The 25,737-nt window shown below is 52.9% G+C and carries 23 protein-coding genes; 14 read left to right on the top strand and 9 right to left on the bottom strand.

Annotated features, from left to right (window positions below):
- Window positions 1–29 precede the first annotated feature (29 nt).
- The 8 genes from hofQ to trpS all read left to right on the top strand — a co-directional run bounded on the left by hofQ (window position 30) and on the right by trpS (window position 7,863).
- Window positions 30–1,304, top strand: coding sequence for a DNA uptake porin HofQ (gene hofQ / locus EDI29_RS16605; RefSeq protein ID WP_137741764.1), 1,275 nt, complete (start codon window positions 30–32; stop codon window positions 1,302–1,304).
- 351 nt (window positions 1,305–1,655) lie between these two features.
- On the top strand, window positions 1,656–2,177 hold the full coding sequence (gene aroK / locus EDI29_RS16600) for a shikimate kinase AroK (protein ID WP_005969451.1): 522 nt from the start codon (window positions 1,656–1,658) through the stop codon (window positions 2,175–2,177).
- Between the two features lie 51 nt (window positions 2,178–2,228).
- Window positions 2,229–3,314, top strand: a complete 1,086-nt coding sequence (gene aroB / locus EDI29_RS16595) for a 3-dehydroquinate synthase (protein WP_137741763.1) — start codon at window positions 2,229–2,231, stop codon at window positions 3,312–3,314.
- Window positions 3,315–3,463: 149 nt separating this feature from the next.
- Complete coding sequence (locus tag EDI29_RS16590) at window positions 3,464–4,483, top strand: SPOR domain-containing protein (protein ID WP_137741762.1); 1,020 nt, start codon at window positions 3,464–3,466, stop codon at window positions 4,481–4,483.
- Window positions 4,484–4,562: 79 nt separating this feature from the next.
- Window positions 4,563–5,375 (top strand): adenine-specific DNA-methyltransferase, encoded by an 813-nt coding sequence (gene dam / locus EDI29_RS16585; protein ID WP_137741761.1) that lies wholly within the window; start codon window positions 4,563–4,565, stop codon window positions 5,373–5,375.
- A 112-nt stretch (window positions 5,376–5,487) separates the two neighbouring features.
- A complete protein-coding gene (gene rpe / locus EDI29_RS16580; protein WP_137741760.1) occupies window positions 5,488–6,165 on the top strand; it encodes a ribulose-phosphate 3-epimerase in 678 nt (225 codons plus the stop codon).
- Window positions 6,158–6,862, top strand: a complete 705-nt coding sequence (locus tag EDI29_RS16575) for a phosphoglycolate phosphatase (RefSeq protein ID WP_107168883.1) — start codon at window positions 6,158–6,160, stop codon at window positions 6,860–6,862. The genes rpe and EDI29_RS16575 overlap by 8 nt, the downstream gene beginning before the upstream one ends.
- Window positions 6,859–7,863 (top strand): tryptophan--tRNA ligase, encoded by a 1,005-nt coding sequence (gene trpS, locus EDI29_RS16570; protein WP_137741759.1) that lies wholly within the window; start codon window positions 6,859–6,861, stop codon window positions 7,861–7,863. Before EDI29_RS16575 ends, trpS begins: the two co-directional genes overlap by 4 nt.
- Before the next feature lie 71 nt (window positions 7,864–7,934).
- Here the strand turns inward: trpS and EDI29_RS16565 are convergent, their stop codons facing one another.
- The 8 genes from EDI29_RS16565 to nirB form a co-directional block, all read right to left on the bottom strand.
- A complete protein-coding gene (locus EDI29_RS16565) occupies window positions 7,935–9,392 on the bottom strand; it encodes a M20 family metallopeptidase (protein ID WP_137741758.1) in 1,458 nt (485 codons plus the stop codon).
- 94 nt (window positions 9,393–9,486) lie between these two features.
- Window positions 9,487–10,356, bottom strand: coding sequence for a transporter substrate-binding domain-containing protein (locus tag EDI29_RS16560; RefSeq protein WP_137741757.1), 870 nt, complete (start codon window positions 10,354–10,356; stop codon window positions 9,487–9,489).
- Window positions 10,357–10,455: 99 nt separating this feature from the next.
- Complete coding sequence (locus EDI29_RS16555; protein WP_137741756.1) at window positions 10,456–11,220, bottom strand: ABC transporter ATP-binding protein; 765 nt, start codon at window positions 11,218–11,220, stop codon at window positions 10,456–10,458.
- Window positions 11,217–11,951 carry an ABC transporter permease gene (locus tag EDI29_RS16550; RefSeq protein ID WP_137741755.1) on the bottom strand — a complete coding sequence of 245 codons (735 nt, stop codon included), beginning with the start codon at window positions 11,949–11,951 and terminating at the stop codon, window positions 11,217–11,219. The genes EDI29_RS16555 and EDI29_RS16550 overlap by 4 nt, the downstream gene beginning before the upstream one ends.
- Window positions 11,951–12,667: an ABC transporter permease gene (locus EDI29_RS16545; RefSeq protein WP_137741754.1), complete on the bottom strand. Its 717-nt coding sequence runs from the start codon at window positions 12,665–12,667 to the stop codon at window positions 11,951–11,953. The genes EDI29_RS16550 and EDI29_RS16545 overlap by 1 nt, the downstream gene beginning before the upstream one ends.
- 538 nt (window positions 12,668–13,205) lie before the next feature.
- Window positions 13,206–14,585: a siroheme synthase CysG gene (gene cysG / locus EDI29_RS16540; RefSeq protein ID WP_137741753.1), complete on the bottom strand. Its 1,380-nt coding sequence runs from the start codon at window positions 14,583–14,585 to the stop codon at window positions 13,206–13,208.
- Between the two features lie 63 nt (window positions 14,586–14,648).
- Window positions 14,649–15,017, bottom strand: a complete 369-nt coding sequence (gene nirD, locus EDI29_RS16535) for a nitrite reductase small subunit NirD (RefSeq protein WP_137741752.1) — start codon at window positions 15,015–15,017, stop codon at window positions 14,649–14,651.
- Window positions 15,014–17,566, bottom strand: coding sequence for a nitrite reductase large subunit NirB (gene nirB / locus EDI29_RS16530; protein ID WP_137741751.1), 2,553 nt, complete (start codon window positions 17,564–17,566; stop codon window positions 15,014–15,016). The genes nirD and nirB overlap by 4 nt, the downstream gene beginning before the upstream one ends.
- A 634-nt stretch (window positions 17,567–18,200) precedes the next feature.
- On the opposite strand from nirB, the gene EDI29_RS16525 reads away from it, so the two are divergent.
- From EDI29_RS16525 to EDI29_RS16500, 6 genes are all read left to right on the top strand, one after another.
- Window positions 18,201–19,355 carry a mandelate racemase family protein gene (locus EDI29_RS16525; RefSeq protein ID WP_137741750.1) on the top strand — a complete coding sequence of 385 codons (1,155 nt, stop codon included), beginning with the start codon at window positions 18,201–18,203 and terminating at the stop codon, window positions 19,353–19,355.
- Between the two features lie 100 nt (window positions 19,356–19,455).
- Complete coding sequence (locus EDI29_RS16520; protein WP_137741817.1) at window positions 19,456–21,066, top strand: ABC transporter substrate-binding protein; 1,611 nt, start codon at window positions 19,456–19,458, stop codon at window positions 21,064–21,066.
- A 132-nt stretch (window positions 21,067–21,198) separates the two neighbouring features.
- Window positions 21,199–22,239: an ABC transporter permease gene (locus tag EDI29_RS16515; RefSeq protein WP_039492138.1), complete on the top strand. Its 1,041-nt coding sequence runs from the start codon at window positions 21,199–21,201 to the stop codon at window positions 22,237–22,239.
- 38 nt (window positions 22,240–22,277) lie between these two features.
- Window positions 22,278–23,159 (top strand): ABC transporter permease, encoded by an 882-nt coding sequence (locus EDI29_RS16510; RefSeq protein ID WP_319849998.1) that lies wholly within the window; start codon window positions 22,278–22,280, stop codon window positions 23,157–23,159.
- Complete coding sequence (locus EDI29_RS16505) at window positions 23,131–24,018, top strand: ABC transporter ATP-binding protein (RefSeq protein WP_374213724.1); 888 nt, start codon at window positions 23,131–23,133, stop codon at window positions 24,016–24,018. The genes EDI29_RS16510 and EDI29_RS16505 overlap by 29 nt, the downstream gene beginning before the upstream one ends.
- 44 nt (window positions 24,019–24,062) lie before the next feature.
- The gene (locus EDI29_RS16500; protein WP_193555672.1) at window positions 24,063–24,839 is read left to right on the top strand and encodes an ABC transporter ATP-binding protein; all 777 of its coding nucleotides are present in this window, start codon (window positions 24,063–24,065) and stop codon (window positions 24,837–24,839) included.
- Window positions 24,840–24,914: 75 nt separating this feature from the next.
- On the opposite strand, the gene EDI29_RS16495 is transcribed toward EDI29_RS16500, so the two are convergent.
- A partial coding sequence (locus EDI29_RS16495; RefSeq protein WP_193555660.1) for an IS110 family RNA-guided transposase occupies window positions 24,915–25,737 on the bottom strand: 823 nt, incomplete at its 5' end.

Genomic DNA, 25,737 nt, shown 5'->3' with positions numbered 1-25,737 from the left:
AACCGCTTATCTCGATAACAAGGACGGTTATGAACATAAGAATGTTATGTCGCGTGGCGACGTTGGGCTGGCTACTGCTTCTCGCGGTGCCGTATCAGGTCAGTGCCGAGCCTTCGGTATCGATGGCTTTTGAGGATTCGCCAATATCACGGGTGTTACAGGCGCTAGCCGATCACCAGCAGCTCAATGTGGTGATTGCGCCGGGGGTGACGGGAAACCTTAGCTTGAGGCTGGCAGAAGTTCCCTGGCAGCAAGCGCTGGAGATTGTTTTGCGTATGGGGAAACTCAGCGTAGAGCGCAACGGTAACGTGCTGCTGGTTTTCCCTGCCGAGCATCTTGCGTCCCAGCAGAAGGAAAAGGATGAACGCATGGCGGAGTTAGCGCAGAAACTGCCGCTACATAATCTTTCTGTCGCCTTGCAGTATGCTGATGTGGGTGAGGTCGCAGCCAGCGTTCAGGCTCAGCGTGGAGCCCTGCTTTCTACGCGTGGCAGCGTAACCGTGGATAAACGAACGAATACCTTATTGATTCACGATACGGAAGACGCGCTGGCACAGCTTGAACCGTGGGTAAAAGAGCTCGATTTGCCGCTAGCGCAGGTGCAGTTGGCGGCACATATTGTCACCATTAGCAGCGAGCACTTGCAGGCGTTAGGCGTTAACTGGGGGCTGGGAGAAGGCGATGCAACGAACAAAGCACTCAGGTTGAACAATTTTAATGTTGGCCTGCCAGTAGACACGCCAGCGGTCAATGCGGGGTTCCATTTGGCGCGACTGAATGGTCGTCTGTTAGATCTGGAATTAATGGCGCTGGAGCAGGAAAGCCAGGTCGAAATTATCGCGAGTCCCCGCCTGTTTACCGCACACCAGCAGACCGCGAGTATTAAACAGGGAACGGAAATCCCGTATCAAGTCTCCAGCGGTGCTAGCGGATCGACGTCTATCGAGTTCAAAGAAGCGGTGCTCGGTATGGAAGTGACGCCCGACATTCTGCGCGCCGGACGTATTACGCTGAACCTGAAAATCAGTCAAAACATGCCGGGACAGACGATTAAGCAGGGCGATAATGGTGAAGCGTTAGCAATCGATAAACAAGAAATTCAAACGCAGGTGACCGTCACCGACGGAGAAACTATCGTATTAGGTGGCATTTTCCAGCAGCAAAAAAAGAACAGCGACAGACAGGTGCCACTATTAGGTGAGGTTCCTGTATTTGGTCATCTGTTCAGAAACCATACTCAGCAGCATACACGACGAGAATTGGTTATTTTCATCACGCCGACGCTGATACCCGCCTCATCGTGAGCAAACCCAGGCTAGCTCTGATGTTATTCGGTGATTTTTTTTGGATAAGGAGCAATATTTTTGTCACGTTCAATGCTTATGAGTTTGACGCTGCGGCGGATTTAGCTTACAAGGGTTAGCGAATTGAGCACTGAAGTGTTGTTCCACCGAAAATGTCGATAAAACATACTGCATTGGCCCTCTGTGGTCGATGTGACATTTTATTCGGTTGCCAAACTACCCTGAGTCTTGAGATAATTTTTTGTCTGATTCTCGCACTATCGCTCATGAGGTTTCAGTTTAGGTCCCGCCGCTGGGTTGATTGGCGGGGCGGGTTATCATTAACGAATTGTCTTAGTAATACCAAAAAACATGGCAGAGAAACGCAATATCTTTCTGGTTGGGCCTATGGGTGCCGGCAAAAGCACTATTGGCCGTCAGTTAGCTCAGCAACTCAATATGGAGTTTTTCGACTCCGATCAAGAAATTGAGCGACGCACTGGGGCTGATGTGGGCTGGGTATTCGATGTGGAAGGCGAAGAAGGCTTCCGCGATCGTGAAGAGAAAGTCATTAATGAATTGACGGAAAAGCAAGGCATCGTACTGGCGACAGGCGGTGGCTCAGTCAAATCACGTGAGACGCGTAATCGTCTTTCCGCGCGCGGCGTTGTCGTTTATTTGGAAACGACAATCGAGAAGCAACTGGCCCGCACGCAGCGTGATAAGAAACGTCCGTTACTTCAGGTTGAAACCCCTCCACGTGAAGTATTGGAAGCATTGGCGAAAGAGCGGAACCCGCTTTATGAAGAAATCGCCGATGTTACCATTCGGACTGACGAGCAAAGTGCCAAGGTTGTTGCTAACCAGATTATCAATATGCTGGAAAGCAACTAAGAGCATACCTTATCCGCATTGAGCGGACCCTGAACGGGTTGTTTAACGAGCATGGAAAGAATTACCGTAACACTAGGGGAACGTAGTTATCCCATTACGATAGCCGCCGGATTATTTGATGATTCGGCATCTTTTATGCCGTTGAAAGCGGGGGAACAGGCCATGCTGGTGACTAATCAGACGTTGGCCCCTCTGTATCTTGACCGCGTTCGTGGTGTGTTGGAAAACAATGGCGTGCATGTCGATCAGGTGATCTTACCTGATGGCGAGCAGTACAAATCGTTGGCCGTATTGGATCAGGTCTTTACTGCGCTGCTGGCAAAGCCACATGGTCGTGATACGACGATAGTAGCGTTGGGTGGCGGTGTCATCGGCGATTTGGCCGGTTTTGCCGCAGCCAGCTATCAGCGTGGCGTCCGGTTCATTCAGGTGCCGACAACGCTGTTATCACAGGTAGACTCTTCTGTCGGTGGTAAAACCGCCGTCAATCACCCGTTGGGTAAAAACATGATCGGGGCGTTTTATCAGCCCGTATCGGTTGTTGTCGATCTGGACTGCCTGAAATCCTTACCCGCACGGGAGTTGTCATCCGGGCTGGCGGAGGTTATTAAGTACGGCATTATTTTGGATCGCGATTTCTTCTTTTGGCTTGAAGAAAATATTGAAGCAGTGCGTGAGCTACGGCACGACGCGCTGGCTTACTGCATTCGACGCTGCTGTGAAATCAAAGCGGCAGTGGTCGCCGCTGATGAACGTGAAAGTGGCATGCGTGCATTGCTCAATTTGGGCCATACTTACGGGCATGCTATTGAAGCTGAAATGGGCTACGGCAATTGGCTTCATGGTGAAGCGGTTGCTGCAGGCATGGTGATGGCTGCGCATACTGCACGTCGCCTCGGGCAGTTCTCCTCTGCGGACGTCGAGCGCATCACGTCTCTGTTGGTTCGTGCTGGCCTGCCAGTGAACGGCCCGACGCAAATGGCGCCTGAAGCCTATCTTCCTCACATGATGCGTGACAAGAAAGTGCTGGCAGGTGAGCTACGTCTGGTGTTGCCAACGGCGATTGGCCAATCAGAAGTCCGTGGTGGCGTTGCGCATGACATGGTGTTGGCCTCAATTGCGGATTGCCAAGCCTGACGCGTAATGCTAGCCAGTTATGAAAGCTAAGTATTAACGACAGACACGCCCTGATGGGTTATGGTTAATAAAATACAATGCGTTACGATTCAATGATTCGCCTTGACGATCGTATGGCGGATTCGAGCTTTTTAGTGGGGAGATGTTAAATGGATGAGTTCAAGCCGGAAGATGAGCTGAAGCCTGATACCAGTGACCGTCGACCTACTCGTCAGCAAAAGAGCAGCAGCTTCGCGGTACCTAAAGTCGCGCTTTCCAGACAGCACCTGATGATTGGCATCGGGATTATCGTGCTGGTGCTGTTGATTGTGGGTATCGGCTCTGCTTTGCAGGCTCCTTCTCAGCCACAAACGCCACAGACACAAAACCAAGCGGGGGGAGAGCGGAATATCGATCTCTCTTCATCGTCATCTATGACACAGAACTCGCAGCTTTCTTCACAGGGTGAGAACCCTACGGCAGTTCCCGGCGATGTTGGTCATGGTCAAACATCCGCGCAGGCATCTTCCCAAGCGCCGATGTCACCCCAAACATTAAGTGCTCCACCGATTGCTGGTACGCCGACAGATGCGAAAGTTCAACCACCAGTGGCTGGACAGCAGCGTATTGAATTACCGGGCAATATCACCGATGCATTGTCGCAACAGCAAGGGCGCGTGAGCGAATTCTCTCAGGGCGCAACAGGAAACTCGACGCTGCCAACGGCACCTGCGACGGTTGCTCCGGCGGGAAAAACGCCTGCGGCGTCCTCAGCTAAAAATACGCACAACGCGACGCCTGCACACGCTAGCAATGCTAAGCCTGCCGTGAACAGCGCGCCAAAAACGCCAGTAGCGAGCAAACCAGCTACTAACGCAAAAGCGGCGGCGCCAGCGACTGCTGGGCAGAATGGTTCCGTACAGAATGCGCCAGCCAGCCACTTTACTTTGCAACTGAGCAGCGCTTCACGCTCAGACACGCTGAAAGCCTACGCGAAACAACACAATCTCGCCCATTCATGGGTGTATGAAACGAAACGAGACGGAAAATCCTGGTATGTGTTAGTGACCGGAGTCTATGCTTCTTCTGCGGAGGCGAAACAGGCGATTGCCGCGCTACCCGCAGAGGTACAAGCGAAAAAACCATGGGTTAAGCCGATCCGTCAGGTGAAGCAGGACTTGAATAAGTAACACCAATTTTAGCCCTGATGTGCTGTCTGACACAGAGTACAATCCGCGGCTCTGAAACGTATGAGTAACTAACGACGGCATGAAGAAGAACCGCGCTTTTTTAAAATGGGCTGGTGGTAAATATCCGCTGGTAGAAGAAATTCGTCGCTATTTACCCGCAGGAGACTGTCTTATTGAGCCTTTTGTTGGCGCGGGTTCCGTGTTTCTGAATACGGAATATGAGCGCTATATACTGGCTGATATTAATAGCGATCTGATTAACCTGTACAATATCGTCAAAGCGAATGCTGAGGCGTTTGTTCTCGACGCCCGTAAGCTGTTTACGGATGAAGTGAACACGTCTGAGGCGTTTTATCTGCTGCGTGACGAATTTAACCTTTGCAGCGATGCTTATCGGCGTGCTCTGTTATTTCTCTATTTGAATCGCCACTGCTATAACGGCCTGTGCCGTTACAATATGCGCGGTGAGTTCAATGTTCCTTTTGGGCGTTATAAGAAGCCCTACTTTCCTGAAGAAGAGATTCGCTGGTTTGCCCTGAAATCGCAAAATGCCACCTTCGTTTGTGAGCATTATCAGGACACGCTGGAAAAAGCAGAGAAGGGATCGGTTATTTATTGCGATCCGCCCTATGCACCGCTGTCTGCTACCGCGAATTTTACGGCCTACCACACCAATAATTTCAGTCGTGCCGATCAGCAAAGTTTGGCGCAATTGGCGCGGCGTTTGTCAGTAGAAAGCCAAATTCCCGTGCTGATTTCCAATCATGACACCTTGTTGACTCGTGAGTGGTACCAGGAAGCCGTGCTTTATGTTGTTAAAGCGCGCAGAACAATTAGCCGTAATATTTTAGGGCGTAGTAAAGTAAACGAGTTATTAGCCCTATATCGGTAATACCGCTTGGGCAAACAGAGCGCGGTGAATGGGTTAATGCCGTCTGAGAGGCGTCATTAGCCGAGAGTGAGGTTACCCGCAGGCATTCAGACTTTACCGTTTGGAGAAATGAATGAAACCGTTTTTAATCGCGCCGTCTATTTTGTCGGCTGATTTTGCCCGTCTTGGTGAAGATACCGCTAATGTATTAGCAGCCGGGGCTGATGTGGTCCATTTTGATGTCATGGATAACCACTATGTGCCAAATTTGACGATTGGCCCGCTGGTACTGAAATCCCTGCGCGATTACGGCATTACCGCGCCGATTGACGTTCACCTGATGGTGAAACCGGTCGATCGAATCATTCCCGATTTTGCCAATGCGGGAGCCAGTTTCATTACCTTTCATCCTGAAGCTACCGATCATCTCGATCGTTCACTCCAACTCATTAAAGACCACGGCTGTAAAGCTGGGCTGGTGTTTAACCCTGCGACCCCGCTAAGTTATCTCGATTATGTCATGGACAAATTGGATATCATTCTGCTGATGTCGGTTAACCCTGGATTCGGCGGCCAATCTTTTATTCCTGGTACGTTGGATAAGCTTCGCCAGGTTCGTCGCTTGATCGACGACAGCGGTTACGACATTCGACTGGAAGTTGATGGCGGGGTAAAAGTGGAGAATATCGGCGCGATTGCGGAAGCGGGCGCGGATATGTTTGTAGCGGGATCGGCTATTTTTGGTCATTCGGATTACCGTACCGTTATTGATCAAATGCGTAATGAAATTTCAAGGACGAAACATGACTGAATTAACTGCGATTCGCGGGTTGGCTTTTGATTTGGACGGCACGCTGATTCATAGCGCACCGGGTCTGGCGGCGGCTATCGATCGGGCATTAGTGGCACAGTCATTGCCTGCTGCGGGCGAAGCCCGTGTTGCAACCTGGATCGGCAACGGTGCCGACGTCATGGTTGAACGTGCGCTGCGTTGGGCTGGTGTTGAACCGACGGGCGCGCGCTTGCAGGAAACGCGTGAGCGGTTTGATAGCTATTATGCGCAGACGGTGGATAGCGGTAGTACGCTGTTCCCACAGGTAAAAGAGACGCTGGCGCAGTTGGCACAGCAAGGGGTTCCGATGGCCGTGGTGACCAATAAGCCCACGCCGTTTGTTGCGCCACTGCTGTCAGGATTAGGGATCGGTGACTATTTTTCACTGATCATCGGTGGCGATGATGTCATCGTGAAAAAACCTCACCCCGCGCCGCTCTATCTGGTGTTGGGTAAACTGGGATTACGCGCTAGCGAGCTCTTGTTCATCGGTGATTCCCGCAATGATATTCAGGCCGCGCAGGCGGCGGGTTGCCGCAGTGTCGGCATGACGTATGGTTATAACTATGGTGAAGCGATCGAGCTGAGTCAGCCGGATATCGTTTTGGATCGCTTTGCCGATATTTTGCCTCTGATCGGGCAGTCTTCTTCACACAATCAGGAACCCTTAGTATGAGCAAGCCCATTGTATTTAGCGGTGCGCAACCGTCTGGTGAATTGACCATTGGTAACTACATGGGGGCGTTACGTCAGTGGGTCAACATGCAGGACGATTATGACTGCATCTATTGCATTGTGGATTTGCATGCCATCACGGTACGTCAGGACCCGCAGGCGCTGAGAAAAGCGACGTTGGACACGCTGGCGCTGTATTTGGCTTGTGGCATCGACCCGAAAAAGAGCACTATTTTTGTTCAGTCGCATGTTCCTGAACATAGCCAACTGAGCTGGATACTGAACTGCTATGCCTATTTCGGCGAGCTGAGCCGTATGACACAGTTCAAGGATAAATCCGCGCGCTATGAAGAGAATATCAACGCTGGCCTGTTTGATTATCCGGTGCTGATGGCGGCGGATATCCTGCTGTATCAAACCAATCAGGTGCCGGTAGGTGAAGATCAGAAGCAGCATCTGGAATTGAGCCGTGATGTTGGCCAGCGCTTCAACAGCCTGTATGGCGATATTTTTAAAGTGCCAGAGCCATTTATTCCGAAATCGGGCGCGCGCGTGATGTCTCTGTTGGAACCGACCAAGAAGATGTCCAAATCTGACGATAACCGTAATAACGTCATCGGGCTGCTGGAAGATCCGAAAGCAGTGGTGAAGAAAATCAAACGTGCCATGACGGATTCCGACGAGCCACCAGTCATTCGCTATGATGTGAAGAATAAAGCCGGGGTATCGAACCTGTTGGATATTCTGTCTGGCGTGACAGGAAAAAGTATCCCTGAGCTGGAGCAAGAGTTTGACGGCCAGATGTATGGGCACTTGAAAGGCGCGGTGGCGGATGCCGTATCTGGTATGCTCTCGGAGCTGCAAGAACGTTATCACCGTTTCCGTAACGATGAGGCTTTCCTGCAACAGGTGATGCGTGAAGGTGCTGAAAAAGCGAGTGCTCGCGCGCAGGAAACGCTGAAGAAGGTTTACGACGCTGTCGGTTTTGTGTCCCGCCCGTAAGCCTTAATCCCCGTCAGGAGATATTCTCCTGACGGTGTCTTGTCACTTCTCTATCCCTTCAAATTCGCGTCTTACCCCTGTGGGATCGGCGGAAACACGTCGTCTGGAATCGGGTTCTCAAACGGTGTGTGCTGCAACCTTTCCTGATGGTCGGCTTTTGCCTGAGCAATCAGTTCAGGCGTGACCAGCAGATCGATAGCCAGTGATGCCATCGCTTTTGCCGCATATTCCGTGCCTTTGTGGGCGGCACCGGTTTTCCCCTGTGCAACCAGTTGCCACGAATGCGCCGGTGTACCGATGGCGTAGGTAGCGCTGCGGATCTGCACGGTTGGCACCACCCAGCTAACTGTTCCCACATCGGTAGAGCCGATGAAGGCTTCATTCGGGCTATACAGCGGATAAATACCGTCGTGTAGCGTTAAACCTGGTTGTGGTTTGACGCCGAAACGCGCGTAAGATTCGGCAATATCTTCGGCGCTCAGCGCCGTTTGGAACATTGCCGCTATCTTCCGGTCTTCGTCATCGAACGGTATTGGACCGAGTGCCAGTAGATGTTCGTGCATACGTGCTTCCAGCGGCGGATTTGCCAGCAGGTTGGCATCACCGCTAATCACCTCGCTGCTGACTTCGGTTTCTGTCATTAGCGCCGCGCCTTCAGCAATTTTTTTCACGCGTTTGACCAACTGATGCAGTTCCGGCAACTGACGTGCTCGTACGAGGTAACGCACGGTCGCGTTAGCCTGTACGACGTTTGGTGCCTGACCGCCGCTGTCGGTAATCGCGTAGTGAACGCGCGCGGAGGACGGCATATGCTCGCGCATATAGTTCACGCCAACATTCATTAATTCAACGGCATCCAGCGCGCTGCGCCCCAAGTGCGGGCTGCTGGCAGCATGAGCGGCACGGCCTTTGAAGTAAAAATTCAGCTCGTTGCAGGCTAGCGATATCGGGCTATTGACGCCCGTGAAGGTCGCTGGATGCCAGCAGAGGGCAATATCGACATCATCAAACACGCCTTCCTTGACCATAAAACCTTTGGACGATCCGCCTTCTTCCGCAGGGCAGCCGTAAAAACGTACGGTTCCGGCCAGGGCGTGTTTTTGCAGATAATCTTTCACTGCCGTTGCCGCCTGTAGCGCCGCGGTACCGAGCAGGTTATGCCCGCAGCCGTGGCCGTTGCCACCGTTTTCCAGCGGCTTCGGCTCTGCGACATTTGCCTGCTGGCTCAGACCCGGTAGCGCATCATATTCACCCAGAATGGCGATAATCGGCAGACCTTCACCGAATTCTCCCAGTAGCGCAGTCGGCATGTTGGCAATGCCTTTCGTCAGACGGAAGCCTTCGGCTTTCAGGACGGCTTCATGCTGTGCGGCTGAACGATGTTCTTCGTAGTTCAGCTCTGGCGTATCCCAGATGCCGTCGCTCAGCGTACAGAATTGCTGCCGCTTGGCGACAATCAGATCGCAGATCGCTTCCACGTTCTGGTGATTGACGGCCGGCAGCGTTCCTTCAGTGTGTGTTGCATTCATGCGTGGTGTGCTCGTTTGATTTTTCTGATGGCATTGGCGAGGGGCGTGTCACAGCCACTTCGCCATGACACGCGATTCAACTAGAGGGTCATACTCAGAGTGGCGTGGTGTCCATACCGAACCATTTTTCACTCAGCTTTCTAATGGTGCCGTCTTGCTTGGCCTGATCGATCGCCTTGTCGAACATAGCTTTCAGCTCAGGATCGCTTTTACGCAGGCCAACGGAAGAACCGCTGCCCAGAATGCCGCCGATGAACTGTGGCCCTGGCATCACGATGTTGTCATTGCCCGGTTTGTCCGTTGTGCTTTTCAGGTAAGGCGCGGAAGCGATGACCAGATCGACACGGCCTGCTTTCAGATCCAGATCGTGTTCCTGCGTGGTTTTGTATTCGCGAACTTTCATCACGCCTTTCATATATTTATCTAAAAAGGCGCTGGCGATAGAAGCAGACTGCACGCCAATAGTTTTGCCTTCCAGCAGCGGTTTCAACTTCTCAACCTCTGCCAGTGCTTTCGCTTCATCGGCGGGCTCAATGGAGAAACGCACGCCCGCGTCTGGGAAATCTTTGGCGAGTGAGCTGGATTTCAGTACGGCGAACGTCTGCCCTGACTGCGTGTACGGCTGGCTGAAATCGATCACCTCACGGCGTTTTGCCGTGGCGGACATACCTGCAATGATCGCGTCATATTTACCGGCGTTCAGCGCAGGAATGGCGCTGGCGAAGGGCTGAACCATGATCTCGCATTTCACCTGCATGTTGTCGCACAGCACTTTGTACAGTTCGATCTCCATGCCATCGAGCGTACCGTCTGGCTTGGTGAAGTTATACGGGTGATAAGCCCCTTCGGTTGCGATGCGGACGGTTGTCCATTTTTTCTCTTCTGCTGAGGCGGTGAATGAGGCAGCCAGCGTTCCTGCCATACACAGCGAGCAGGCGAGCAGAGTGAGTTTGGATTTGATCATTGGTGTTCTCCTGGAACTCTATATCGTTATATTTTATTTATTCCCGCTGAATTTCGCGGCAGAGGTAGCCGTCTGCGCACGAAATTAGCGAGGCTGTGTTTACCAACTGGCAATAAATTGCCGGAAGCGAGCCGACTGGCTGGCGGTGAAAACGTGCTCCGGCGTTCCCTGTTCTTCAATTTCCCCCTGATGGAGGAAGACGATGCGGTTGGAGACTTCGCGGGCAAAATCCATTTCGTGCGTCACGACCAGCATGGTCATCCCTTCGTCCGCCAGCGTGCGCATCACACGCAGCACTTCGCCCACCAGTTCAGGATCGAGTGCAGAGGTTGGCTCATCGAACAGCATCACTTTCGGTTCCATCGCGAGCGCACGGGCAATCGCAGCGCGCTGCTGCTGTCCACCGGACAAATGCGCAGGATAGTAGTGACGCTTATCCGCCAGACCGACTTTCTCTAACAGCTGCTCGGCGTGTTCCACGCACTCCGCCTGTGGGCGCTTTAAGACGTGCACGGGCGCTTCGATGATGTTTTCCAACACGGTCTTGTGTGACCAGAGGTTAAAATTTTGGAACACCATGCCTAGTTGGGTACGAATTCTGTCGATCTGTTTGAGGTTTGATGGGCGGTTATGTCCTTTGCGGTTCGGCTTCATTTCAATCGCTTCTCCGCCGACGATAATCTCGCCCTGATCGGGAAGCTCAAGCAGGTTGCTACAGCGCAGCAGCGTCGATTTACCTGAACCGGACGATCCCAAAATTGAGATGACTTCTCCCTGATTGGCTTCAATCGAAATCCCTTTCAGGACGTCCAGAGAACCGAAGCTTTTATGAATGTTGCGCAGGCTAATGGCGGGTGTCGTCATTGCAGATCTCCCAATTTCTTAATTTTTTTCGCTGCCGGTTGCGCGCCCGGCGCACGGAGATGAGGGGTGAGCGTAAATTCTGTCCACATCAATAAGCGTGTCAGAATAAGGTTAATAAACAGATAAATAGCACCGGCGACCAGGAACACTTCGAGCGCCCGGTAGGTTTCCGCAATAAGGCGTGCGGCGATACCGGTGATTTCCATCAGCGTGATGATAGAAGCCAATGAGGTCGATTTGACCATTGAAATCAGCTCATTGCCGTAAGCCGGGAGTGCCTGACGGATTGCCAGCGGGAAAACGATACGCTTGAAAATCATGAACGACGGCATGCCACAGGCGCGCGCCGATTCGATCTGGCCAACCGGAACGGACTGCAATCCGCCACGGATAATTTCACTGGCATAGGCACCGGTACACAGGCTGAGTGACAGCAGGGCGCACCAGTGCGGCTCCCGCAGGAATGGCCAAAGAACACTTTCCCGAACCCAGGGGAATTGCCCCAGCCCGTAGTAAATCAGGAACAATTGAACCAGCAGCGGCGTACCGCGGAAAAACAGCACGTAGGTCCGGGCAATTGAACGCAGTACGGCAAAGGATGACAGCTGCATCAACGCCAAGCCCAGCGCCAGAAAGAAGCCCAGAAAGACCGAGCTGACCGCCAGCTGTAGAGTCAACGGGATACCGGGAATAATCTCCAGAAACGTGTTGTACAGAAAAGGAAAATCCATCAGCGTTTCACACCCCGGGAATAATGAGACTCAGCACGGCGCATAATCCAGCCGGAACAGATTGAGATAAGCAGGTACAGCAGCGCGGCTGCCATGAAGAAATCAAACGGTTTACCGGTAGAACCGGCGCCGGTTTGCGACTGCGTCATCAGCTCTGCGACACCAGTAACGGAAACCAGCGCAGAAGTTTTCAGCACCAACTGCCACACGTTGCCGAGTGGGGGGATCGCGTGGCGCAGCAGGAGCGGTATGATGATGCGGCGCAGGCGCAGTAGCGTTGGCATACCGCAGGCTTTGGCGGCCTCAATTTCCCCTTTGGAAACGGCGTAGAAGGCACCGCGGTAGACTTCCGTTTGCTGCGCACCGGAGGAAATGCCGACGGCGAAGACGCCAGCGAGGAAGCCCGGAAAACCAAAGAACTCATTGCTGCCAAACAGTTTGGCGAGCAGGGTTAACGCGGAACTGCCGCCGAAATAAAGCAGATAGATGATGAGTAGATCGGGGACGCCACGGATGAGAGTGGTGTAGCCATCGGCCAGATAGCGCACGGGGCGATTGCCGCAAATTTTGGACCAGGCACCGATCGTGCCGATCACCGCTCCCAGCAGGAAGCCGCCGATCGCCAGTGCGAGCGTCATTCCTGCCCCAATCAGTAATAATTTTCCCCAGCCGTGTTCACCAAAACTGATGAGCTGCCAGAATGTAATGTCTTCCACAAGTGACTCCAAACTGCCTGTTTTTGGCAAATTTTATTCTTAGCAAATAGTGTTCTTAGCAAGTTTTGTTGGTAGTAAAAGATGGCTCCGTTACACAGAACTGTGTTTGTGATGAGAGGGCTACACACGCTGTTCAGGAACAAAAGCAGTAATGCGTAATGGTATTAACTTGATGATGTACTCATTCGATGGAGTACGAATTCGATGAAACACGATGGTTTGACGATGAAATCGGTTCGATAAGAACGATTCAGAAGTCGTGCCGCGAATCTATTAGAAAGCTAAGCAATACTTGGGCCACGTTTCCACGCAAATGATAATTGATTATTTATTCACATAGCCTGCTTATTAATGAGTTTTGTTTTAGTCAAAATAAGACAGATGTGGCTTGTGGTAAAGCATTAAAGTGACATTTTGTAAGGGAGTATGTTTAAAATAGTGCATTGTTATGCTATTTGGTGGGGCGTTGCATTATGATGGTGCAATAACCGCTATCCGGCAGGACGGATAGCGGGTGAGTCGGTAAATGAGGAGAGGATTATGCTGTCCGGTCTGAAAACCAGCTCAATTTTTCCCGTAGCCCGACAACGTTGCCGATGATGATCAAACTCGGGCTGCTGGCCTGCTGCGCTAATTCGCTCAGTTGGGAGAGTTGTCCACGCAGAACGCGCTGTTTAGTTGAGGTGCCGTTTTCGATAATGGCGACAGGCACGGTTTCTGGTAGTTGCTGCTCGATGAGCTTATTTTGAATGTGTTCAGCCTGCTGGAGCCCCATGTAAAACACCAGCGTTTGTTTTTCTGCTGCGAGGCTGGACCAGTCAAGATCGGTATCATGCTTGACGTGTCCGGTAATCAATCTGACGCCCTGCGAGTGATCGCGATGGGTGAGTGGGATTCCGCTGTAGGCTGAGCAGCCTGACGCAGCAGTAATACCGGGAACGACAGAAAACGGGACGCCCGCCTGTTGCAAGTGTTCCAACTCTTCAGCACCACGGCCGAAGATAAACGGGTCGCCGCCTTTTAGTCTGACGACGCGGTGGCCAGCGCGTGCTTTTTCTTCCAGCAACTGATTGATTTGATCTTGAGGAACGCTGTGATAGCCAGAGGCTTTACCGACGAAGATACGCTCGGCGTCGCGGCGTGACAGATTGAGAATCTCTTTCGATACCAGACGATCGTAAACGACGATGTCAGCCTGCTGTAGATGCTGTAGACCTTTCAACGTGAGTAACCCGGCATCACCCGGTCCCGCACCAACCAACGTCACTTCACCTCGGTCATCCAGTGGGGCGGAGAACAACAGTTCCGTGAGTTGTTGAACGCGTTCGCTGTCTTCATTGGCCAGCGCCTGTGCCAACCTATCGTGTACAAAGAGTTTTTCCCAGAAGCGACGGCGTGCACTCATTTTGCAAAAACGGTTTTTTACCCGACTGCGCAATTCACCAGCGAATGCTGCCAGTTTACCGAGGTTTTGCGGCAGAATACTTTCCAGTTTTTCCCGCAGTAGCCGGGCTAATACCGGGGCTGCGCCGCCGGAAGATACGGCAACCATCAGCGGTGAACGGTCGATGATTGACGGCATAATGAAGCTGGCACGTTCTGGTGAATCAACCACGTTGCAGAAAATTCGACGCTCGCTGGCGCTGGCATAAACGTGATTATTGACGTCCTGATCGTCTGTGGCGGCAATCACCAGCCATACCTCGTTCAGCAAGGTGGGATCGAAGGTGCCGTGTACCAGCGTTAATTGGGCATCCTGCTCCCATGCCTGAAATTGATCGTTAAAATCGAGCGCGTTGACGGTAACCACTGCGCCTGCGTCCAACAATAGTCGGGCTTTCCGCTCGGCTATTTCACCGCCTCCTACCAACAGACAGGGTTTATCGTGCAACTGACAGAATATCGGTAGGTAATCCATGCAACGCCTCTTGAAGACTCAGATAGTGGTGTGCCCTGTCGTTACAGGGCACCGACCATGTCATTACGGTAATGGTTGGTTATTATCAACCGCTACCTCACTGTTTGCGATGGATATTTGCACATTACCGTTTGTTACCTGAGTATCATAAGCGGCAACAGAATAGGCATCATCTTCCAGACAGAAGCCGTCATTAAGGCGGAAATGCTGTTTTTTCAACGGGCTTGCGACCCAAAGATCGTCCTGATGTTCAGCCACTATCCCACGGCTTAACACACTCGCTTGGGCGAACGGATCGATATTGCTGATGGCGTAAACCTGCTCGTCGTTACGTGGCCGGAATACGGCGATCTGCTGCTGATCGACCAGCGCACAAACACCGGTGCCGGGCAGGATGTCGTCTAACTTACATACGGTAGTCCACTGGCTCATGCGCTTTCCCCTTCCAGTTCAATCTGTTTCACCGGAATGCGCTCGGCAGGGCGCGCCGGACGGTGTTGTTGACGTTCATTTACCATTTGCACATTTGGGTCACGCTCTGGGCTGTTAATGAAGTGGGCAAAGCGTTTCTGTGCTTCTGGATCTTCCAGCGTCGCCTGCCATTCGCAGATATAGCCTTCTCGTAGCCGGGCGATATCCGCTTCAAGCTGATCGTTAATGCCCAGCTTGTCTTTCACAATCACATTGCGCAGATAGTCGATGCCGCCTTCGAGGTTATCCAGCCAGACGGATGTACGCTGGAGCTTATCGGCCGTGCGGATGTAGAACATCATGAAGCGATCCAGATAGCGGACTAAGGTCTCGCGGTCTAAGTCGGCTTCCAGCAGGTCAGCGTGGCGCGGTTTCATCCCGCCGTTACCGCATACATAGAGGTTCCAGCCTTTTTCGGTGGCGATAATCCCCACGTCTTTACCCTGTGCTTCTGCACATTCCCGCGTACAGCCGGAGACGCCAAACTTCATTTTGTGCGGGGTGCGGATACCTTTGTAGCGGTTTTCCAGCTCAACGCCGAACCCTACGCTGTCGCCGACGCCAAAACGGCACCAGGTGCTGCCGACGCAGGTTTTTGCCATACGTAACGCCTTGGCGTAGGCATGGCCGGTTTCAAACCCGGCTTCGATAAGCTGAGCCCATACGTCGGGTAAATCGTCTTTTTGTACGCCAAAGAGCGCCATGCGCTGAGAACCAGTCATCTTGGTGTACAGATTATATTGCTTCGCGATACGGCCAATGGCGATCAGGCCATCCGGCGTGATCTCCCCGCCTGCGGAGCGTGGGATCACCGAGTAGGTGCCGTCTTTCTGGATATTGCCGAGGAAGTTATCGTTAGAATCCTGCAACGGCGTGTGCTGCGGTTTGAGCACGTACTCGTTCCAGCAGGAAGCCAGTAGAGAGGCTACGGTCGGTTTACAGACCTCACAGCCATAGCCTGAACCGTGTTTTTCCAGCAGTTGATCGAACGTTTTGATTTTTTCGATTTGGATCAGGTGGTACAGCTCTTGGCGCGAATAGGCAAAGTGTTCACACAGGTGATTATTGACTTCGATCCCCTGTTTGCTGAGTTCCGCGTTCAGTACCTGTGTCAGCAGCGGGATACAGCCGCCGCAGCCCGTACCGGCTTTGGTGGTTTCCTTCAGTGCTGCAACGGTATGACAGCCGCCGTTAATCGCTTTGATGATGTCGCCTTTGGACACGTCAAAGCAGGAGCAGATTTGTGCGCTTTCCGGTAGTGCATCGACACCCAGCGTCGGTTTCGCACTGCCAGCAGACGCGGGAAGAATCAGCGCTTCAGGAGAATCCGGCAGCGGGATTTTGTTCAGCATGAATTGCAGCAGGTTGCCGTAATCCCGCGTGTCGCCGACCAGTACGGCACCGAGCAGCGTTTTATTGTCGGCGCTGACGATCAGACGCTTGTAGGTTTCTTTATTTTCATCCAGCCACATGTAGCTGCGAGAGCCCGGCGTATGGCCGTGTGCATCGCCAATCCCGCCAACATCGACGCCCATCAGCTTGAGCTTGGCGCTCATGTCGGCGCCCTGGAATCGGTTCTCATGCCCTAACAGATGGTCGACGGTGACCTGTGCCATTTTGTAGCCGGGCGCAACCAGACCAAATGGCCTGCCCTGCCAGGCGGCACATTCGCCGATGGCGTAGACGTCAGGGTCGGAAGTTTGACACCAGTCGTTAATGGCGATACCGCCGCGTGGGCCAATTTCCAGCGCACACTGACGTGCCAGTTTGTCCTGCGCACGGATACCAGTAGAGAACACGATGAAATCGACTTCCAGCGTGCTGCCGTCGGCAAACACCATCGTCTTGCGGCTTTCCAGACCAGAATGTTGGATGGCCTGCGTATTCTTGCTGGTATGCACACGCACACCCATGTTTTCAATCTTGCGTTGCAGCAGGGTGCCGCCCTGTGCATCTAACTGTTCGGCCATGAGCACGGGGGCGAACTCAATGACGTGTGTTTCCACGCCAAGGTGTTTCAGTGCGCCAGCCGCTTCCAAACCTAATAGGCCCCCGCCGATCACCGCGCCGCGTTTGCTACGGCGGGCGCAGTTTTCGATGGCGTTCAGGTCTTCAATGGTGCGGTACACGAAACAGTCTTGCCCGTTTGATCCTTTGATTGAAGGAATCCAGGGGTAGGAGCCGGTTGCCATGATGAGCTTGTCGTAATACACGGTACGGCCGGAATTGGAGTGAATGGCTTTTTCACTGCGGTTGATGGTGATGGCGCGTTCACCTAGCAGGACGTTAACGCCATTCTTTTCGTAGTAGCCTTCGCGTACTAAAGAGAGCTCTTCTACCGTGTGGTGAGCGAAGTAAGAAGAGAGGTGGACACGATCGTAGGCGACGCGGGGTTCTTCACAAAAAACGGTAATCTCGTAGGTGGACGTTGGGGCCTTATCCAGCAACTCTTCGATAAAACGGTGGCCAACCATCCCGTTACCGATAACAGCGAGTCTGACTTTGTTCATTTTTGCCTCAAAATTGCTTCTTCTGAGGTTACCTTATCGCGCTACAAAGGCCGCTTATTGATGTACATCAAGTTGTCTTTTATATACTTCTTTGTGGGTATCCTAATGATTTTGCTTAATTTTTATTAAGTCTTGGTTTTTGTTGGAGTTTTCGGGACTGGTAAAAATGAGATCTATAGCACGCTTTTGGTCAGAAGCCGACTGATTAGCGGCCAATCCGCTATCAGGGTAATCGTCCCCCTCATCAATCAATCACGTTCCTGAAGACGTAAAAATAAAACTAAGGGATTATCCATCCATTTAATAAGGATATGAAATTTTCTGGTGATAGTGCTCACAGCTTTATGTGCAAATGCACAGTTATCCGCGACATAATTTCTTCATATGAAAGAAATTGCCTAATGACTAACGGCGTAACAACCTTAATAATTAAAAATAAAACGCTATTTTTTTTTAATTAACACGTGATTTCTTTTTGTGACGCCGATCGACTTATAAGGTCGTACCAGAAAGCGTTATGCGTTTTTTATCTACTCGTCCCAGCACAAGCAGTGAAGTGATTCTTTAATAGTTATGTGGCTCACATTCGCAATCGTATACATGAGTTGTGTTAAACATCAAAGCAGGTAACAACGTGAAAATAGAATCAATTGATGTCACCGTCTTCACTTATCCCACGCGTCGGGTTTCCGATAGTGCGGGCCATTCACACCCGGGAGCCGAAAATCAGGCCAAGATGGCGCTGTTGACCATCACGGCAGATGACGGCCAAAAAGGTTACGCTTTCGCTCCGCCGGAAGTGATTCGTCCCCATATCGTTAATGCTTTCTTCCGCAAAGTGCTGATTGGGCAGAATCCGTTCGATCGTGAGCGCCTCTGGCAGGATCTGGTGCACTGGCAACGCGGCAGCGCCAACCAACTGACCGATCGCGCGCTGTCGATTGTGGAATCCGCACTGTGGGATCTGCAAGGTCGTGTGCTGAACATGCCTGTGCATAAGCTGCTCGGCGGCTACCGTGAAAAAGTCCCTGCTTACGGCAGTACCATGTGTGGCGATGAGCTGGAAGGCGGTTTATCTACGCCAGAGGAATACGGCCAGTTCGCCGAAAAACTGGTGCAGCGCGGCTATAAAGCCATCAAGTTGCATACCTGGATGCCGCCTGTCTCGTTCGCACCTAGCCCGAAGATTGATGTGAAAGCCTGCGCGGCAGTGCGTGAAGCGGTCGGCCCGGATGTCTGCCTGATGCTGGATGGCTACCACTGGTACAGCCGCAGCGATGCGTTATACATCGGTCGTGAACTGCAAAAGCTCGATTTCACCTGGTTTGAAGAGCCAATGGAAGAGCAGAGCATGGCGTCTTACAGTTGGCTGACCAAGAGCCTGGATATCGATGTCATCGGGCCGGAAAGTCTGTCAGGCAAATACTTTAGCCGTGCTGACTGGGTTAAAGAAGGCGCATGCGACATTTTACGTGCAGGCGTGCAAGGCGTCGGCGGTCTCTGGCCGTGTCTGAAGGTTGCCAGCCTGGCTGAATCTTTCGGTATGGACTGTGAAATTCACGGTAACGGTGCGCCAAACCTCAACGTTGTGGGTGCGATCAAAAACTGCCGCTGGTATGAACGCGGGCTACTGCATCCTTTCCTCGATTACGATGAACCTGCTGCTTACCTGAATTCGATTGTCGATCCGATGGATGACGAGGGTTTTGTGCATCTGCCGCAACGTCCGGGGCTGGGAGAAGATATTAATTTTGACTGGATTGAGGAGCATACCCTAAGCAAAGAATAGTTTTTTCTGTATGAATAGTTGTTTGTTCGATCTGAAAGATAGCCTTACCTAAAAAATAAAAAGTTGTCGTCTTCCATGCTCCCACACCTGGAGAATAATGATGAAAGCACGAGCAATACTCCGTACCCTGCTGTTAGGTTCACTCTGCATGGCCGCGACGCCGGCCATTCTATCGGCAAAAACCCCTGACGATCAGCTGATCGTGGGAATGAACATGAACAACATGCTCTCACTCGATCCGGCCGCCATGACCGGTAACGAAGTGGTGGGCATCATCGTTAACCTCTATGACTCGCTGGTGGTGCTCGATCCTGCCAATCTGAGTCATATCCTGCCTTCTCTGGCGAAAAGCTGGAGCGTCAATGATGCGGGCAATGTCATTACCTTCAATCTGGTCGATAACGCCAAATTCCATTCCGGTAACCCCGTGACGGCACAAGATTTCGCCTGGTCGATGAAACGTCTGCTTAGCCTCAACATGGCTCAGGCCACGACGTGGAAATCCTACGGCTTCACCGCGGAAAACGTGGAGAAAATGATCCGTGCCAAAGACGATCACACTGTTGAAATTGAGTTGCCGAAGCCAAACGACCCCAAGCTGGTGATCTATTCGCTGGCAACGTTAGGTAGCGGCTCGGTGCTGGACAGTAAAACGGTCATGAAGCACGAGAAAAACGGTGACTGGGGTAACGGCTGGCTAACCACGAACGAAGCCGGTTCTGGCCCGTTCAAGCTGGATGTGTGGCAGGCGAAAGATGTGCTGCGCATCAGTAAGGTTGAGAACAACTGGCAGGGCGACGCGAAAATGCGCCGCGTGATTTTCCGCCACATGACTGAATCACAGGCGCTGCGTCTGATGATTGAAAAAGGCGACATTGACGTGGCCTCAGGCATGTCGGTGCCGGATATCAATGCGTTAAAACAAGATAAAGATGTTGTGGTTGATGAGGTGAAAAAAGGCACGCTGTACTACGTTGCTATGAGCCTGAAAAACGAATATTTCGCGAAACCGAAAGTGCGCGAAGCGGTTCGCTACCTGATTGATTACGATGGCGTCAATAAGACGGTAATGCCTGGCTACGGTTTCTATCATCAGCGTCCCATCCAAAAAGGGATGGATGCGACGTTGCCGGACCCTGGCTATAAGCTGGACGTGCCACGCGCTAAGGCGCTGTTGGCCGAAGCGGGCTACCCGAATGGATTTGAAACCACGCTACGTGTTCTTTCCGATCAGCCGTTCCTGAATCTGGCGACGTCGGTACAGTCCACGCTGGCACAGGCGGGCATCAAAGCCAAAATCATCTCCGGCACCGGTAATCAGGTTTACGGCGCGATGCGCGATCGTAACTTCGATATGCTGGTCGGCCGCGGCGGTGGTGGCGTCGATCCGCATCCTCACTCCAGCCTGCGTTCTGTTGTCTATAACCCGGATAACAGCGACGAAGCCAAACTGACCAACTTCCAAGGCTGGCGCACCTCTTTCTACGACAAACCTCTGAATGACATGATCGATCAGGCGCTGTTGGAGAAAGATCCTCAGAAACAGAAGCAGATGTATATCAACGTACAGAATCGCTATGAAGAACTGTTCCCGGCCATCATTCCGGTGTCGCAGATGATCGATTCTGTGGTGTTGCGTAAGGACGTGAAAGGCTATGTGCCGCATCCGTCTTCTACGACACATCTGCGTGAGGTGTATAAGCAGCGCTAGTGTCCACACGTTAAACCGGATGATTAGCCGATACGTTCCCGGTTAATCATCCCGATCAGATACGTTAAAAAGAGATAACCGCGTGAGTGGTGGTTTGCTGTCGCCGCTCACCGGGATATCAGGAGAAAGAACATGGTTTTCTCTGATTGGATCAAGCCGGGTGGAGTACTGCGTCGTTTGGCAAAACGTCTGTTTCAGGTCGTCGTTACGCTGTTCGGATTATTAATCCTGACCTTCGTGATCGGCCGCGTGATGCCAATCGATCCAGTCCTGGCTATTGTCGGGCAGGATGCTGACCAAAGTACCTATCAACAGGTTTACCAACAGCTGGGGTTGGATAAGCCGCTGTATGTTCAGTTCTTTATTTACTTCAATTCACTGATGCATGGAGATTTGGGCAATGCGCTCCTGACCGGACGACCGGTCATGGATGACATTATCCGGGTTTTCCCTGCCACCATCGAGCTTGCCACCATGGCGATTATCGTGGGTGCGGGTTTGGGTGTACCGCTAGGCGTGCTGGCTGCGGCACGACGCGGTAAGTGGGCGGATTATGTGGTGCGTTTTATCAGTCTGGCCGGCTATTCGACGCCGATATTCTGGGTCGGGATGATGGGGCTGCTGGTGTTCTATGCCTGGCTGAATTGGGTCGGCGGCGCAGGGCGAGTTGATATGGCCTACGACGGTCTGGTGGAAAACCGTACCGGTCTGCTGCTGGTAGATTCGTTACTGGCAGGCGAGTGGGATGTGTTCCGCAGCGCGCTGAACCATCTGGTGCTGCCAGCGACGATTCTCGGTTTCCACTCGCTGGCCTATATCAGCCGTATGACGCGCAGCTTCATGCTGGCGCAGCTTTCGCAGGAATATATCATTACTGCGCGAGTGAAAGGGCTGTCTGAGTTCCGTGTTGTCTGGGCACATGCGTTTCGCAATATTCTGGTTCAGCTTCTAACCGTGGTGGCGCTGGCGTATGGCTCGCTGCTTGAAGGGGCGGTGTTGATCGAAACGGTCTTCTCATGGCCGGGATTTGGTTCCTATCTGACCGGTAGCCTGCTGCTAGGGGATATGAACGCGGTGATGGGATGTGTGCTGCTGGTGGGGTTGATCTTTGTGACGCTTAACCTGCTGTCGGACATGTTGTATCAAATCTTTGATCCGAGGACGAACGCATGAATATTTCCTCTGAGCCATCTGTCAGCCGTGGGTCGGTAATGCGGACACCACCGGAAAAACGCGTGAGCCGCCTGCGGTTACGCGGCGCGCGAATCGGCGGGTTTCTCTTGACGATGCTGCGCAATCCGCTCACCGCGATTGGTTCTGCGATTGTGTTGATGTTGATGCTGGTTGCCATCTTCGCGCCGTGGATCGCCACGCACGATCCGCTGGTACAGGATTTGGCCAACGCGCTACAGGCACCGAGTGCGGCACATTACTTTGGCACCGATGAATTTGGGCGCGATGTGTTTAGTCGTCTGGTCTATGGTTCACGCATCACGCTGTATATCGTGGCGCTGGTGTCGGTCACTGTTGGGCCTATCGGGCTGGCGCTGGGTGTCGTTGCAGGGTATTACGGCGGTATCGTTGACACTATCCTGATGCGCATCACCGATATCTTTATCTCGTTCCCCAGTCTGGTATTGGCGCTGGCGTTCGTGGCGGCGCTCGGCCCCGGTCTGGAGCATGTAGTGATCGCGATTACGCTGACGGCCTGGCCGCCGATTGCTCGTCTGGCAAGGGCGGAGACGCTGTCGCTGCGTCACGCGGACTTTGTTTCTGCCGTGAAGCTGCAAGGGGCATCGTCTATCCGCATCCTGCTGCACCACATTGTACCGCTGTGCCTGCCATCGGTGATTATTCGTATCACCATGAATATGGCGGGCATCATTCTGACGGCGGCAGGTCTGGGCTTTCTGGGGTTGGGGGCACAGCCGCCCGATCCTGAATGGGGCGCGATGATCTCTGCGGGTCGTCGTTACATGATGGAGTGCTGGTGGTTAGTAACTATTCCGGGGCTGGCGATTTTGATTAACAGCCTGGCGTTCAACTTCCTTGGAGACGGCCTACGTGACATCCTCGATCCCAGAACTGAATAAGTCTTCTCAACGCGTGCCGGGAAGCTCGCCCCTGATGGAAGTGGAAAATCTGCGGGTAGGCTTCGTGAACCGTGGTGTTGTGACCGATGCCGTGCGCGGCGTTTCCTTCCGGCTGGGCTGTGAAAAGCTAGCGATTGTTGGTGAATCCGGCTCCGGCAAATCGACGGTTGGCCGCGCGCTATTGCAACTGCACCCGCACAGCGCGCGAATTACAGCGGATAAACTGCGCTTCGGCGATACCGATTTGCTGAAAGCGGATGAGGCGCGGATGCGTCAGATTCGCGGCAAGCGCATATCCATGATTATGCAGGACCCCAAATACTCGCTGAACCCAGTGGTTTGCGTCGGCGATCAGATTGCCGAAGCCTATCTGGCGCACCATAAGGTGTCGCACCGCGAGGCGAAGGAAAAGGTCATGGCGATGCTGGACGTGGTGCGTATTCGTCAGCCAGAGCGTGTCTACAATCTGTATCCCCATGAGATCTCAGGCGGGCAAGGACAGCGCATCATGATTGCGATGATGCTAATTACCGAACCCGAAATCGTGATTGCCGATGAACCGACCTCAGCGCTGGATGTCTCCGTGCGCTTGCAGGTGTTGGCGATGTTGGACGATCTGGTGAGTGAGCGCGGTCTGGGGCTGATTTTCATCAGCCACGACATCAATCTGGTGCGTAGCTTCTGCGATCGGGTGCTGGTGATGTATGCCGGGCGTATCGTGGAGTCGATTGCTGCCGCCGATCTGGATAACGCACAGCATCCGTACACGCGCGGGTTGCTGAATTCGCTGCCGGATATCGACCACCGACGCCCGCGTTTGCCGGTGATGAATCGCGATCCTGCCTGGATTAACGGATAAAGGGGATAAGCATGGCAACTGAAGCAATGAGTCAGCGTCAGCCGATGATCGAAGTGAATAACCTGAATCTCTCTTTCGGCCAGGGCAGCGCAAAGAATCAGGTGTTGTACGATGTGAACCTCACGGTCAACGATGGCGATATCTTTGGTCTGGTGGGGGAATCGGGGTCAGGAAAAACCACCGTGCTGAAGTGTCTGGCCGGGTTGTTTAACCATTGGGAAGGCACGCTGCACATTGACGGGAAGAAGTTGGCGCATCGGATCGATCGGGCGCGTTGTCGCCGGGTGCAGATGGTGTTTCAAGACCCGTATGGGTCGCTGCACCCTCGTCATACCGTGGAAGCGATTCTGGAAGAGCCGCTATCGATCCACCGTTTTGACGATCGTGACGATCGCATCGATACGCTGTTGGAGAAGGTCGGTCTGGGAACAAATTTCCGTCGCCGCTATCCGCATCAGCTGTCGGGCGGGCAACGCCAACGCGTGGCGATTGCCCGTGCGCTGATTCTGGAGCCGAGAGTTCTGCTGCTGGATGAGCCAACCTCGGCGCTAGACGTGTCGGTGCAGGCGGAGATTCTCAATCTGCTGACGGAGTTGCACCAGCAGGAAAAGCTGACTTACCTGATGGTGACGCACGATTTGGGCGTGATTTCCCACTTGTGTCATAAGGTGGCGGTGATGCAATACGGCAAGATACTGGAAACGCTGGAGACCGACGATCTGACCAGCGATGTGCCGAAGGATGCCTATACCTCGATGCTGGTGGACGCCAGCCGTCAGTACAGTCGCGATCTGGCGGTGCGTTCGGAGCGTATGGGCTAGGTGTGCAGTGCGCGATAATTATCATGAGGGCCGAGCATCCACCATTAAGCCTGTTATTAGATACCGTCTTGCCAGCTATCTGGCAAGACATATCTCAGCATCGAACGGACGACCCGATTTCAGCACCCCGTAAGCCAGTTGCAGCAGCTTTTTCATTGCTGCACACACCACCACTTTCCCTGACTTATTACGGGCATTCATCCGCTCTCTCAACGCAGCTACCGCCGGGTTATACTGCATCGCAACTATCGCTGGCATATACAGTGAGCGGCGCATTATGCTGTTACCCATCTTCGAGATCCGACTTTTTCCCTTCCACTGTCCTGACTCCTGCTGCATCGGATTCAGCCCTGTCCACGCCACCACCGCCTTACTGCTGCTGAACCTCGACATATCGCCCAGATACGCCAGCAGCGTACTGCTCAGCACACCTGCTATCCCGGGGATCGACTCCAGCAGTTTCCTGTTTTTCCTCAGCCCCGGGTCATTATCGATATGGTCGTTTATTGCCCGCCGTGTCTCTTCTGACTGGGCATCCAGCATGGCTATCACTTCGCTGATGGAAGGCTGCACCACTGCATCCGCTGTCTCCAGACGATTTTCTTCCATCTGCTTCATCTCCAGCAGATTATTCAGGCGGTTTACCAGAGCCCTGAGTTTTCTTTCATTCAGCGGGATCGGCTGCCATTCCACCGGAGAGTGCTGACCGCAATAGCGCGCTATCATACGTGCATCGCCTTTGTCCGTTTTGTTACGGCTCAGCTCGCTGCGACCGAAGGATTTAATACGCGCCGGATTTTCCACGCTGACGACATAACCCGCATCACTCAGGAAGGTGGCCAGCGGCTCGCTGTAAACCCCGGTCGCTTCCATGCAGACATGACATTCACCAAAGGGC

Origin of the sequence: Pectobacterium polonicum, from assembly GCF_005497185.1 — a bacterium.
Lineage (GTDB): Bacteria > Pseudomonadota > Gammaproteobacteria > Enterobacterales > Enterobacteriaceae > Pectobacterium > Pectobacterium polonicum.
The sequence above is the reverse complement of the archived record's forward strand: the minus strand, read 5'-3'. Positions and strand labels throughout refer to the sequence as shown.

Excerpts from the sequence above, each read along its gene's own strand:
- hofQ (WP_137741764.1), top strand. The coding sequence starts at position 30 with ATGAACATAAGAATGTTATGTCGCGTGGCGACGTTGGGCTGGCTACTG.
- aroK (WP_005969451.1), top strand. The coding sequence starts at position 1,656 with ATGGCAGAGAAACGCAATATCTTTCTGGTTGGGCCTATGGGTGCCGGC.
- aroB (WP_137741763.1), top strand. The coding sequence starts at position 2,229 with ATGGAAAGAATTACCGTAACACTAGGGGAACGTAGTTATCCCATTACG.
- EDI29_RS16590 (WP_137741762.1), top strand. The coding sequence starts at position 3,464 with ATGGATGAGTTCAAGCCGGAAGATGAGCTGAAGCCTGATACCAGTGAC.
- dam (WP_137741761.1), top strand. The coding sequence starts at position 4,563 with ATGAAGAAGAACCGCGCTTTTTTAAAATGGGCTGGTGGTAAATATCCG.
- rpe (WP_137741760.1), top strand. The coding sequence starts at position 5,488 with ATGAAACCGTTTTTAATCGCGCCGTCTATTTTGTCGGCTGATTTTGCC.
- EDI29_RS16575 (WP_107168883.1), top strand. The coding sequence starts at position 6,158 with ATGACTGAATTAACTGCGATTCGCGGGTTGGCTTTTGATTTGGACGGC.
- trpS (WP_137741759.1), top strand. The coding sequence starts at position 6,859 with ATGAGCAAGCCCATTGTATTTAGCGGTGCGCAACCGTCTGGTGAATTG.
- EDI29_RS16565 (WP_137741758.1), bottom strand. The coding sequence starts at position 9,392 with ATGAATGCAACACACACTGAAGGAACGCTGCCGGCCGTCAATCACCAG.
- EDI29_RS16560 (WP_137741757.1), bottom strand. The coding sequence starts at position 10,356 with ATGATCAAATCCAAACTCACTCTGCTCGCCTGCTCGCTGTGTATGGCA.
- EDI29_RS16555 (WP_137741756.1), bottom strand. The coding sequence starts at position 11,220 with ATGACGACACCCGCCATTAGCCTGCGCAACATTCATAAAAGCTTCGGT.
- EDI29_RS16550 (WP_137741755.1), bottom strand. The coding sequence starts at position 11,951 with ATGGATTTTCCTTTTCTGTACAACACGTTTCTGGAGATTATTCCCGGT.
- cysG (WP_137741753.1), bottom strand. The coding sequence starts at position 14,585 with ATGGATTACCTACCGATATTCTGTCAGTTGCACGATAAACCCTGTCTG.
- nirD (WP_137741752.1), bottom strand. The coding sequence starts at position 15,017 with ATGAGCCAGTGGACTACCGTATGTAAGTTAGACGACATCCTGCCCGGC.
- nirB (WP_137741751.1), bottom strand. The coding sequence starts at position 17,566 with ATGAACAAAGTCAGACTCGCTGTTATCGGTAACGGGATGGTTGGCCAC.
- EDI29_RS16520 (WP_137741817.1), top strand. The coding sequence starts at position 19,456 with ATGAAAGCACGAGCAATACTCCGTACCCTGCTGTTAGGTTCACTCTGC.
- EDI29_RS16515 (WP_039492138.1), top strand. The coding sequence starts at position 21,199 with ATGGTTTTCTCTGATTGGATCAAGCCGGGTGGAGTACTGCGTCGTTTG.
- EDI29_RS16510 (WP_319849998.1), top strand. The coding sequence starts at position 22,278 with ATGCGGACACCACCGGAAAAACGCGTGAGCCGCCTGCGGTTACGCGGC.
- EDI29_RS16500 (WP_193555672.1), top strand. The coding sequence starts at position 24,063 with ATGATCGAAGTGAATAACCTGAATCTCTCTTTCGGCCAGGGCAGCGCA.